General features: G+C 58.4%; 13 protein-coding genes and 1 pseudogene. 6 read left to right on the top strand and 8 right to left on the bottom strand.

The genetic code is table 11. The annotated features are described in order from the left end of the window. Positions 1-90 precede the first annotated feature (90 nt). The 3 genes and pseudogenes from ACVW0B_RS13795 to ACVW0B_RS13805 form a co-directional block, all read left to right on the top strand. A pseudogene (locus ACVW0B_RS13795) lies at positions 91-486 on the top strand (photosystem II high light acclimation radical SAM protein); the annotation flags it as partial. A 129-nt stretch (positions 487-615) separates the two neighbouring features. Continuing rightward, positions 616-1119: a J domain-containing protein gene (locus ACVW0B_RS13800; RefSeq protein WP_457491949.1), complete on the top strand. Its 504-nt coding sequence runs from the start codon at positions 616-618 to the stop codon at positions 1117-1119. 312 nt (positions 1120-1431) lie between these two features. Continuing rightward, complete coding sequence (locus ACVW0B_RS13805; protein ID WP_457491950.1) at positions 1432-1746, top strand: DUF4168 domain-containing protein; 315 nt, start codon at positions 1432-1434, stop codon at positions 1744-1746. On the opposite strand, the gene ACVW0B_RS13810 is transcribed toward ACVW0B_RS13805, so the two are convergent. The 4 genes from ACVW0B_RS13810 to ACVW0B_RS13825 all read right to left on the bottom strand — a co-directional run bounded on the left by ACVW0B_RS13810 (position 1743) and on the right by ACVW0B_RS13825 (position 3873). Further along, a complete protein-coding gene (locus tag ACVW0B_RS13810) occupies positions 1743-2438 on the bottom strand; it encodes a chorismate pyruvate-lyase family protein (protein WP_457491951.1) in 696 nt (231 codons plus the stop codon). The two genes, ACVW0B_RS13805 and ACVW0B_RS13810, sit on opposite strands and share 4 nt — an antisense overlap. A gap of 132 nt (positions 2439-2570) precedes the next feature. After that, the gene (locus tag ACVW0B_RS13815; protein ID WP_414330730.1) at positions 2571-3074 is read right to left on the bottom strand and encodes an AbrB family transcriptional regulator; all 504 of its coding nucleotides are present in this window, start codon (positions 3072-3074) and stop codon (positions 2571-2573) included. Further along, complete coding sequence (locus ACVW0B_RS13820; RefSeq protein ID WP_414422382.1) at positions 3071-3520, bottom strand: Fur family transcriptional regulator; 450 nt, start codon at positions 3518-3520, stop codon at positions 3071-3073. Before ACVW0B_RS13820 ends, ACVW0B_RS13815 begins: the two co-directional genes overlap by 4 nt. Before the next feature lie 29 nt (positions 3521-3549). Beyond that, positions 3550-3873, bottom strand: coding sequence for a DUF1825 family protein (locus ACVW0B_RS13825; RefSeq protein ID WP_011434128.1), 324 nt, complete (start codon positions 3871-3873; stop codon positions 3550-3552). A 150-nt stretch (positions 3874-4023) separates the two neighbouring features. Here ACVW0B_RS13825 and cobT point away from each other — a divergent pair, with 150 nt between their 5' ends. After that, positions 4024-5151: a nicotinate mononucleotide-dependent phosphoribosyltransferase CobT gene (gene cobT / locus ACVW0B_RS13830; protein ID WP_041436788.1), complete on the top strand. Its 1128-nt coding sequence runs from the start codon at positions 4024-4026 to the stop codon at positions 5149-5151. Here cobT and clpS read toward each other — a convergent pair. From clpS to ACVW0B_RS13845, 3 genes are all read right to left on the bottom strand, one after another. Then, the gene (gene clpS / locus ACVW0B_RS13835) at positions 5100-5405 is read right to left on the bottom strand and encodes an ATP-dependent Clp protease adapter ClpS (RefSeq protein WP_011434126.1); all 306 of its coding nucleotides are present in this window, start codon (positions 5403-5405) and stop codon (positions 5100-5102) included. The genes cobT and clpS overlap by 52 nt on opposite strands. Before the next feature lie 177 nt (positions 5406-5582). Next, entirely contained in the window at positions 5583-7421 is a 1839-nt protein-coding gene (locus ACVW0B_RS13840) for a hypothetical protein (protein WP_457491952.1), read from the bottom strand. A gap of 140 nt (positions 7422-7561) precedes the next feature. After that, positions 7562-7957 (bottom strand): hypothetical protein, encoded by a 396-nt coding sequence (locus ACVW0B_RS13845; RefSeq protein ID WP_414349609.1) that lies wholly within the window; start codon positions 7955-7957, stop codon positions 7562-7564. Between the two features lie 112 nt (positions 7958-8069). Here ACVW0B_RS13845 and ACVW0B_RS13850 point away from each other — a divergent pair, with 112 nt between their 5' ends. Continuing rightward, entirely contained in the window at positions 8070-8738 is a 669-nt protein-coding gene (locus ACVW0B_RS13850) for a RibD family protein (protein WP_457491953.1), read from the top strand. 115 nt (positions 8739-8853) lie between these two features. Here ACVW0B_RS13850 and ACVW0B_RS13855 read toward each other — a convergent pair whose 3' ends face one another. Beyond that, positions 8854-9105 (bottom strand): hypothetical protein, encoded by a 252-nt coding sequence (locus ACVW0B_RS13855; protein WP_457491954.1) that lies wholly within the window; start codon positions 9103-9105, stop codon positions 8854-8856. A gap of 252 nt (positions 9106-9357) precedes the next feature. Here ACVW0B_RS13855 and ACVW0B_RS13860 point away from each other — a divergent pair, with 252 nt between their 5' ends. Beyond that, the gene (locus tag ACVW0B_RS13860; protein WP_041436785.1) at positions 9358-9558 is read left to right on the top strand and encodes a DUF2811 domain-containing protein; all 201 of its coding nucleotides are present in this window, start codon (positions 9358-9360) and stop codon (positions 9556-9558) included. The last annotated feature ends 230 nt before the right edge of the window (positions 9559-9788 follow it).

The raw sequence follows: 9788 nt of genomic DNA on the forward strand, positions 1-9788 counted from the left end.
AAGACTTCTTTACTACTGATCAATCCATCCTCCTTCCGAAGTTGGTTTGCTAAGTGCTGCTATTGTACCCCTTGAGCCCTTAACAGGCTGTACTCCTTTAATGTTATCGACGAGCGACCGGAAACCATTCGGCAAACAGTACGGTACCATCGCGAGCTGGAAGCCATCTTTGGTCGCGACAAAGTTGAGCCGGCCATCTTCTTCATCGGCCTGCAACCCCACACTCATCTAGAAGATTTTGCTCGCAAAATCGGTGTTATCGACGACCGCTTTAACCCCATGCACATGACTCCTTGGACGGCGCGCAAACTGCTCTGGAACCCAGAACCCCTGGGATCCTTTTTTGGGGAAGTGTGTCTGGAAGCCTGGGATCGCAACCCCCATGATTTTGGCCGCGAGGTGATGGATATCCTGGAGCGTCGTCTTGGCCTGGCAGAGTTGGAAGAAGCCCTGAGCGCGCCTCTAACAGGGGTTTACGTGTCTTAGCTCTTGGGCCAGCAGCCTCGCTGAACCGGGCAGGATATGCTGGTCCGAAAGGAGGGATCCCTGTTGGGGTAAGGTGGCTGGCCTTCGAAGGCAGCCGGTTCTCCCTCTGTTCTGCAACCAACTGCTCCCATGCCTACTCTGCCTGCTTCCCCCACCTACTACCAACAGCTGGGGCTTTCTCCCCAAGCCAGCCTGGAGGAGATCAAAGCTGCCTACCGCCAGCGGGCACGCGAACTGCACCCGGATCGGTTGCCTGCCGATATCCCCGCAGGGTTGCGGCAGTTGGCCCAGCGGGAGTTCCTCCAGCTACAACACGCCTACCGAGTTCTCAGCGATAGCCAGCAGCGTCGGGCTTACGATCTCAGCCTCATGTCCAAACCCTTGCCTCCTCATGCGCCGGTGCAGGTGGTGCTTGAGCCGACTGCGACCTCTGTCAGTTGGCTCGCCCTCTTGAGTGCTGGACTGATAGGGGCTGCTCTGTGTTTGGCGGGCTTGGCCCTTTGGAATGCCCTCAACCCGGCCCAAGACTTGGACGCAGCCGGCAGAGTGGCCCTCCAGGCTCCTGCCAACCCGGATCCCTCTCCCTCGCCCAGGCCAGACTCCGGATGGGATGGGGATCTGCCCGCAACCTGATACGTTTACGCTGAACACTGCTGAACATCACTGTTCAACTATGCAGCGATAGCATTCTGTTTGTTTCCATTCGCGTTAGCGGGACGGAGTCCAAACAGAATGGCGGTATCCCGCAAAGCTTTGAGTAGAATACCCAAAGCGCAGTTTCCGTGTCGTCTTACTACCAATTTTCTGCTTTGCTTTGGCTACCATGTTGGCAGACTCGAAAGTAAACAGAAAGATCAACTGGTAGTAATCCGTACTGAACATATTATACATTATTTTCAGTATAGTTGAGCTTATTATTGACTAGAGTCATGCTCTTCAGAGACGATGACCTCGGCCCCGGCTAGTCTTTCTGAAGCCACCTCTCCACCTTCTTCTGAGCAGATTGACCGCTTTGCCCGCACCCTCCTGGCGGTGCAACCTCTTCTGGAGAGCACCCAAAATCGCCTCCAACAGGCCAACAGCAGCGAGGAACGTCGGCAAATCGAACAACAGTTTGAGGCTGCTGCTGCCGAGATCATCGTCGCCCATCAACTGACCCCAGAGGACTATCAGCGCATCTCCGCCAGCGCCCAATCAGATCCGCAGGTGGCAGCCGCCATCACCGCAGCCGTGCGCCGTTGGAGGTCTCCGTCGCGCTAGCGGGACAGGGCCCTTGCGGCCAGCCGTGGAGAAAACACCTCGTAGATGACGGTCAAAGGCTGGCCCCTGTGCAACAAAAGATAATGCCTAGCCCAGAAGGGACCGGGACACTGCAGCAGCCGGGCAACCGGGTCTGCCTCGCCGTGGTAAAGGCCGCGCAGCTCGCGAAAGGTCTCCAGTTTTTCTTGGATCAGATTTTGGCCAATGGGCCGATCGGGATGGGGCAAGTATTGAACCAGATGTTCGGAGTTCCACCAAGAGGTGGCATAGAGCAAGGGCTGTTGAGAGGTTACTCCGCACAGCCAAACCCGCCGCCGCATCAAAGGGGATCCCAGCCGCCCCAAATCTCTGGCCAGCTGTTGCATGGACTTGGGGGCAGTGCCCTGCTCTGCCTGTAAATCAACCCGGCCCGTGTCCAGCAGATGAGCCTGAATCGGCTCTTGGATCAAGGCAGCAAGATTACGGGTGGTAAAGCCATCCCCCAAAAGCAGCAAGCGCAGCACGGGATCCACCTGCACCAGCTCAGGCTGTACCGGGTCTGGCTCCCCCTGCCAATGCAGCTGTAGAGGCCACCAATCGCCTTGGCCAGAGGAGACATTGCCCAAAGAGCCATCTGCAGAACGGAGAGTAGCGCTCCAAGGGGATCCGGCAGCGGCGGCATGGCAGGTGAGGGGAGAAGGGGAAAGTTCCAAGGCGGCGGTTCAGTTGTTAAGTTCTGTATCGCCCCTAGTCTAACCCACCCACCGTCTCTGCTCCGAGGACTTTCGTGACATACTCCGGCACTCATGCTGATGCACAGAGGGCGGGGCTTCCCGGCGGTCTAGCTAACTCGTGCCCGGCTGAACCAACAGCCGCACCACCCAGGGGACGACCACGACGACACTGATCAGGCGTGCCAAGTGCATGACCACCACTGTGCTGGTTTGGGCTCCCATGTCCAGGGCTATCAGGCTCATGTCGGAAATGCCTCCTGGAGCTGTGCCCAAGATGGCAGTCAAGCGCTCGATCCCCAGCCAACGGGAGATCAGGTACCCCGACAAGACCCCCGTGCCCACCGCAATCACCGTACAGAGCAGGGCTGGTCGCCACAGATCTTTCAGGGCCAGAAGCGTATCGGCAGTGAGCTTAGTACCCAAAAGAATGCCCAACACCACCTGCATGGCAAAACGGATCCCGGCTGGGGGAGCGGGAATTGGGATCGCCCCCCAGACATTCACCAAACCCACCGCCACCATGGAGCCCACCAGCGCTCCTGCCGGAAGCCTCAGCTTGACCCCGATCAGGGCGCCGGCCAGCCCGATCAACACCGTCCAGAGATAGCTCATCATTTGGGCTTAGCTTTGAGAAAAGAGGAACGCCGTGAGTCCGGGCTTGGCCCAACCCCTCTACGGCACTGGGCACAGACGCCGTAGAAGTCAAGCACATGGTACTCGATCGCAAATTGGTATCGGCTGGAAAGCTGTGCCTCCAAATCTTCCACCGGACAATCGGGCAAAGGCACCACCCGCCGACATTCGGTGCAGATCAGGTGGTGGCGGTTGTGGCCATTGCTGGGCAGAACCTGGTAGTAGGTCTGCTGGTCTCCCAAGTTGACCGCTTGCAGCTTGCCCTCATTGCGCAGAGCATCCAAAACTCGATAAACCGTGGCCAGACCGACGGTGTGGTTGGCATTGCGCAACTCCAGAAAGATCTCTTGCGCCGAAAGGGGCTGCGACTGCTGCTCTAGCACCTCCAGAATCAATTTCTGGTTGCGGGTCTGGCGGGAAGAAGACATGATCCCTTCGTGTAGGTCGTTCTTGGGTGTCAACGCTCAGCGTCTGCCTCAGCTTTCATGCGCTCTAGGGTCTGGTGCATCTGGTCAAACATTTGGGTCAGGGAGAGCCCAAACCCCCCAAGCTGAGTTTGCAGTTGTTTGATGGTCATTTGAGCCATAAAGTCGTCGGAGAGTTCCAGCCGCTTCATGAAAATGCGCTGGCGCTCCAGCAACTCCTCCATCTGTTCGATGAAGATTTTTTTGCCTTCCCGGTCGAATTGGCCGTACCGTTGACCAAGCTGCATCAGGTTTTGGAAATCCTGAAACAGTTGCTTGGCTTCCTCTTGGACGATCTCAGAGTCGAAGAAGCTCATGGCCTTCCGTTTGCCCTGAATAAACTGCATTGGGTATACCCATCCTATCCGAATCCGATTGCCTCAGCAGGAGGCAACCCCTCCTGCGAGTACGGGATCCCGCCCTTCTGGCTCAGGATAGACTCTGGCTTGTTTGCCTCGGTGTCCGGTATGCTTCCGTTTCCTTGCGTTAAGGCTTACACTCAGCCGGCTGTGGCCCGGCGGTGGTGCGAACGGGTGCAGGGATCCCGACCTCTGTTTCTGGCCTGCTTGGGGTTTACCGAAACGGCTCTTGTTCCGGGCATTTCGGCTGCCGGCGCTACCCCCTCCTTGCGTCGCTACACAGCTCTTGCCGATGGGGAAGTGTTGCTGGCGGGCCATTCTCACCGCTTGCCCACCTCTCCGGATGGCTATCCTTCCCCAGTGGTGATCAGCTGCGCCATCCTGAGGGAGTTGGGGATCCCGTGCCGAGTGTTCGATTGTGGCTTGCCGGAACCTTTGCCGGGGGCAGAAATGGTGAGCTCTGGGGGAGTGGCCCGCTGCTTGAGCACAGGACAGGCTCTGTCTTTGGAGCAGGTGGGATCCCTGTGGCAAGAAGGGTACGACCGCGGATCCCGGCTGGAGCAAGGCTACTGTGTGATTGGGGAGTGTGTGGCAGGGGGCACCACCACGGCGCTGGCGGTGTTGTTGGGACTGGGGTGGGCAGCAGAGGGCATGGTAAACAGCAGCCACCCGGTCTGCAACCACGCCCAAAAGCTGGCCTTGGCCCGGCAGGGATTGGCCCGTCTGCCAAGGGGAGCTTCTGCTGCTGAGGTGGTGGCGGCAGTGGGGGATCCCATGCAGCCCTTTGTGGCCGGGTTGGCGATGGGCGCAGCGCAACGGGGAGCGGTGCTGCTGGCAGGGGGAACCCAAATGTTGGCGGTGCTGGCCTTGATGCAGCGCTGGGGGGAAGAGCAGGGGATCCCTTGGCCCCCAGAGAACGTGGTGGTGGGAACCACCCGCTGGGTGGCAGAGGATCCCTCGGGCAATACGGTGGCCTTGGCAGAGTTGTTGGGGGTTGCTCCCCTTTTGGCCACCCAACTGAGCTTTGCCAATAGCCGCTATTTGCCTCTACAGGCTTACGAGCGGGGCTATGTCAAGGAAGGGGTGGGGGCGGGTGGGCTGGCCATTGCCAGCAGCCTTTACGCCGGTTGGGGCCAAGCGGAGCTGCTGGCAGCAGTTGAGCGCAGCTACGAACGCCTGGTGCTTCAGGCCGGCTCCAAGGGGGCCATGGTCAACCCCTCCCGCAGCAATTGCTGATGGTAGAGCTCCGCCTGTTCTTGAGGGCCGACCCAAACAACTGCTTGCCCTTCGGCATCCACCTGCACGGTCAGTTGCCGCGCTAGGGGCAAAGTCATGCCGGGGATGTATTTCAGCAGACATTCCGTAACGTGCTGAAAGGTATTGAAATCGTCATCCAAGACGATCACCTTGAAGTGGGGGTAGGGCTGGCGAACCTGGGTTCTCGAGGGCGAGAACTGCTGAGCAGGTCGAGTTGGAGCTTCCGTAGTCATAGCAGAAGAGATCGACACAACTACCGAGTAACTTGGGTCTCTCAGGGGTGAGAAACCGGTCGCTTCTGATGATCTATCTCTATCTAGTTTCTAGTCTAATTGGCATCTTGTTGGCAGCTTGTGTCTGTATTCGGATCCCTTGTCGGTCGTTGGCGTCAGCGATAGAGCATGGTTCCTCTAAAGCTCTTCCCGCAGCGGGCGGCGGGGCTTTTGCCCGCCGAAGTGGCGCTCGAAATACAGGGCAGTGGCCCGGCGTAGAATCCCGGCTTGGGCAAGGGCCTGACACAGGGATCCCCCTGGCGGCAGGTGCTTCTGGATCTGTTCGATTTGGGTGGCACTGACCAATCCAGAAGCCTTGAGGTAGTCGGCCACGTGGCGTCCCCCTGCCAGTTGAACAGAGTAGCCCCCTTCGCTGAAAAATTTGACGGTCTCCGGCTTGAGGCCGCTGTGGTGGGCCAGCACATCCGTGAAGGTGCCCCCTTCCTTTTCCCAAGCGTGAATGACGGTTTCGATGCCGGCATTGTCGATTAGGCCAGCCGCCCGCAATTGGGTCAACACCCGCTGTACCCAGGGGGTAGCTCGCTGCAAGGCTTCCAAGTCCTCTTCCCCCAAATATTGCTGCGGGGGCAATTCGCTTTCTGGGGCACTCAGCTCGGCTGCCCAGTCGGCTACGGTCAGGGTCTTGAGATCCTCTGCCTCTGGCCGGGCTTTCTCCGAAGCTGGGGTCGGTGCAGCTGCAGGTGGGGAAGTTCGTCGGGCTTCGGCTAGCGCTGCAGCTAGGGCACGGTTTTCCACTTGAGCCGCTTGCAGTTGGGCCTGGAGCTGGCTCACTTGGGCTTGGGCTTCCTGCAAGCGATCTTGAGTTTCTCGCAGTTGGGCTTGGGTTTCTTGGAGCTGCACCTGCAAGCGGTGGGTGGCCTCGGCAGCTTCTTGGCGAACGTGGGCTAGGTCGGCAGTTAAGCGCTGTTTCGTGGACTGGGCCAGTTGGAGTTGATGTTGGTGCTCCTGCAGCGATTGGTTCAGGGCGGCCACTTGGGCTTCCATTTGCTGCAGAGTATGACGCAGGTGGGTTTGCTCTTGGAGCTGCTGTGCCTGATCCTGCTGTATCTTCTGCTGCTCCTGCAATCGGGATCCCAGCTTTTGCAGCTGGTGTTTGGCCTGAGATTGCCATTCTGTCAACTCGTGGCAGCGGCGCCGCAGGGTCTCCAGCTCTGCTTGGGCGGCTTGCAATTGCGCGGATCCCTGAGCTTGCTGAGCTTGGAGTTGCTCCTCCAGTTCCCGAATGCGCTGCTGGGCAGCCTTTTGTTGTTCAGTGCCCTGCTGGATTTGGGCTTCCAATTGGGCAATGCGCTGCTGCTCCTGCTGGCGGGCTTGATGGTCGGCAACCTGCTGCAGCGATTGTTCGACCAGGAGCTGTTGCTGCTGCCGCTGTTGCTCCAGTTGCGCTTCTAAGGTGGCAATTTGCTCTTGGTAGCGCTCCAGCTGGGCTTTGTATTGCTGGGTAACTCTGTAGGTCTCTTGGGCTACCTGTAGAGGGGAGACATAAAGAGGGGGCTGATCGGGAATGGTGGACCACTGCTCCACCATCACCTCCCAACTGTTGGCAGCTCCTTTCTGGCGCCGCAGCCGCTGTTGCTTGTCCAAGGCCCATTCCAACCAGTGGGGTTGTACCCAGCCCTGCTGCACCAAGATCTCCCCCAGCTTGCGCTCCGGGTGCTGCCGCTGCTGAATCAGGGCCTGATGGATGTGCTCCAGCTCCAGATACCCATGCAGCACCAAGATCTCGCCGATGCGCACCAATTCGACCGGAATCAATGGGTAGAGATCTCGGGGGGCAATCCAGCCGTGCTGCATACACAGCTCCCCCAACATCAAGGGGGTATCGGCCTTTTCCCACATGGCCTGAGCCAGTTGGGCGGGGGTGAGCAGTCCTGCTCGGTTGAGGGCTTCTCCCAAGCGGATCTCAAACTTTTCCTGCTCGATGGCGGTTGGGGTGGGGCTGGTCGGCGGATTCATTGGGCCTCTCGGACGGGAAGAGTAAGCTCTGCTACAACTATCGTAGTGGAAAATCTTTAGAGAAGTAGCATGCTGCAACCGAAACGCATTTTGTCAAGCCGAGGATCCACGGATTTTGCCGGAAGGTCGCTTTTTAAGTCCTAAGAGGGGCGCTGTTCTTGGCTTTGGGCAAACTGTTGCAGCCGCCGCAGCATCAGCAATTGTCCCAAGCCCAAGGGCAGGAGAGAGACGGCCTCTACCCGCAACTGCACCCAGCCGTTCCCCCACAGCCAGTCACAGTAGCCATCGGCTCCTCCCCACATCAGCAGGCGCAGCCGTTCCGGCAGCAGGGTTTCCACCTGGTGCATGATCGAGAGGGGGCCCCATTGGGCCGCAAAGGTGCTGCCCAGCTCCAGCCTTTCGGGAAGGGATCCCTGCAGTTGCTGGGGCCAGATCCACTGCTGCAGCAACCCCACCTCTGTCAGACAGCGCTGCACGGTCGATGCACTGGCCTCGACTTCAACCCGGATGGTGGAGGATTGAAATGTCCCTAGCATATCCATTCCGCGTGGGCGCTCTGGTGACCGGTGCCACGGTTCCCCCGGCGATGCCTGACTCTATTCTGGTCAATTTGTGGGGTTTGCCCACCCTTTCTCAGCAATCTTGTCTTTGAATCGTCCCCATTTGGTTGCCATCTTCGCCCAGAGCTTGGATGGAAAGATCGCAGCCCATCGAGCGCAGAGGCCCTCCTTCAGCAGCCCTGAGGACTATCGGCATTTGGAAACCCAAGCTGCTCAGCAACAGGCTTTGATCATGGGGGCAGCCACTCTGCGGGCCTACGGCACCAGTCTGCGTATTCGGGATCCCGAGTTGATCCAACGCAGAACTGCTCAGGGCCTATCCCCCCAGCCTCTGACGATCATCTGCTCTGGCAGCGGAGATATTCCTGAGGATTTGCCGTTTTTTCGCCAGCCCCTCACCCGTTGGCTGTGGACAACTCCCAAGGGATCCCGGATTTGGCGGAACCGAACCGGCTTTGAGGACATCTGGGTGGCTGCCGATTGGGATCTGCCGGCACGGCTGGCCCGCCTGCGCAGCTTGGGCATTGAACGGGTGGGGTTGTTGGGCGGGGGGCGGCTTTTGGGGGCATTTCTCGAGGCAGGGGCCTTGGATGAGCTGTGGGTTACCCTCGCTCCGGTGCTGCTGAGTGGATACGCCGATGCGCCTGCCAGCATTGAGGGTTGGCAAGTGCAGGGATCCCCGCCCCAGTTGGAGCTGCTGGAATGCCGCCGCGGTTCCAAGGAGCTGTTTTTGCGCTACCGAGTCGAGTGGCCCTGAGAAATGCTCTATACAAACACAAAAATTTTTGGACAAATTCAGATTTCCCGGAAATCCACAGGTTTTCCCCAGACTTTCCACAGGCGGGCGGGCTGTTTTCCACAGGGCCTTTCCCTCAGGGGGCGGCATCGGGGGTTTCTGTGGAAAAGTTGAGGTCGGTAAGGTTCAGGCGACTACACCCTGAGAAACGTAACGGGATCGCGCCGTTTTTTCCGATCCCATCAAGGCCAATGGCAGGCTTTTGTCCGGTTGGATCCCTGGCTTGGGATTGACATCCCCCATAGGGCAGAGGGCAGAATAGCCCCACCTGAGGGCGAGTGGTGTGGAGATTTTCCCGAGCGCTCTCCTTAGAAAGAAAAGACTTCATCTGTTCTACGGCCCACGACAGGCTTAGGAACAGTTGTGAATGCCCTCCCTCCCATCCGCCGGGATAGGGGCAAGCTATGAACCTATATTGCTTGCTTTTCTGCTTGCGAGCCTGCTGAGGCTCTTGGCCTATCTAGGTTGGGTTTTGATGTTGCGGGTTCGCTCTGTTCGAGCTGCCCAAGTTTTGGCTGTGGCCGCAGGTTTTGCGGGATGCCGTTTTCTCCCCTCTTGACCCCGAGTGAGTGGTTGGACTATGAGTTCTCACAGCGTCAGCATTTTGAGCGAAATTCCTGAGGAGCTGCATGACACCCTCCAAAACTACCTCTCTCGCCATCCCGACTGGGATCAGGATCGGGTGGTGACGGCAGCGCTCTCGTTATTCCTGCTCCAAAGCGGGGAGAGCGACCGGCGGGCGGCACGCATCTACTTGGACAGCCTGTTTCGCCGCAACTGAGCCCCAAGGATGGCCCGTGAAAACCGGGGCAGTGGGAACCTTTTGTTAGCCTGGGTAGGGATCCTGTCCCACCGCTGTCATTTGGACACTGGGGGGAGGGCGCTAAGAAGTGAAAAGGATCTCAAAAGAGGCAAAAAAGAGCATGACTCTAGTCAATAATAAGCTCAACTATACTGAAAATAATGTATAATATGTTCAGTACGGATTACTACCAGTTGATCTTTCTGTTT

The sequence above is a fragment of the Thermostichus sp. MS-CIW-23 genome, assembly GCF_054059455.1.

What these genes read in the sequence shown, in the direction of transcription:
- ACVW0B_RS13860 (WP_041436785.1), top strand. Translation starts at nt 9,358, where the DNA reads ATGAGTTCTCACAGCGTCAGCATTTTGAGCGAAATTCCTGAGGAGCTG.
- ACVW0B_RS13845 (WP_414349609.1), bottom strand. Translation starts at nt 7,957, where the DNA reads ATGCTAGGGACATTTCAATCCTCCACCATCCGGGTTGAAGTCGAGGCC.
- ACVW0B_RS13855 (WP_457491954.1), bottom strand. Translation starts at nt 9,105, where the DNA reads ATGAAGTCTTTTCTTTCTAAGGAGAGCGCTCGGGAAAATCTCCACACC.
- ACVW0B_RS13800 (WP_457491949.1), top strand. Translation starts at nt 616, where the DNA reads ATGCCTACTCTGCCTGCTTCCCCCACCTACTACCAACAGCTGGGGCTT.
- ACVW0B_RS13840 (WP_457491952.1), bottom strand. Translation starts at nt 7,421, where the DNA reads ATGAATCCGCCGACCAGCCCCACCCCAACCGCCATCGAGCAGGAAAAG.
- cobT (WP_041436788.1), top strand. Translation starts at nt 4,024, where the DNA reads ATGCTTCCGTTTCCTTGCGTTAAGGCTTACACTCAGCCGGCTGTGGCC.
- ACVW0B_RS13820 (WP_414422382.1), bottom strand. Translation starts at nt 3,520, where the DNA reads ATGTCTTCTTCCCGCCAGACCCGCAACCAGAAATTGATTCTGGAGGTG.
- ACVW0B_RS13805 (WP_457491950.1), top strand. Translation starts at nt 1,432, where the DNA reads ATGACCTCGGCCCCGGCTAGTCTTTCTGAAGCCACCTCTCCACCTTCT.
- ACVW0B_RS13815 (WP_414330730.1), bottom strand. Translation starts at nt 3,074, where the DNA reads ATGATGAGCTATCTCTGGACGGTGTTGATCGGGCTGGCCGGCGCCCTG.
- clpS (WP_011434126.1), bottom strand. Translation starts at nt 5,405, where the DNA reads ATGACTACGGAAGCTCCAACTCGACCTGCTCAGCAGTTCTCGCCCTCG.
- ACVW0B_RS13825 (WP_011434128.1), bottom strand. Translation starts at nt 3,873, where the DNA reads ATGAGCTTCTTCGACTCTGAGATCGTCCAAGAGGAAGCCAAGCAACTG.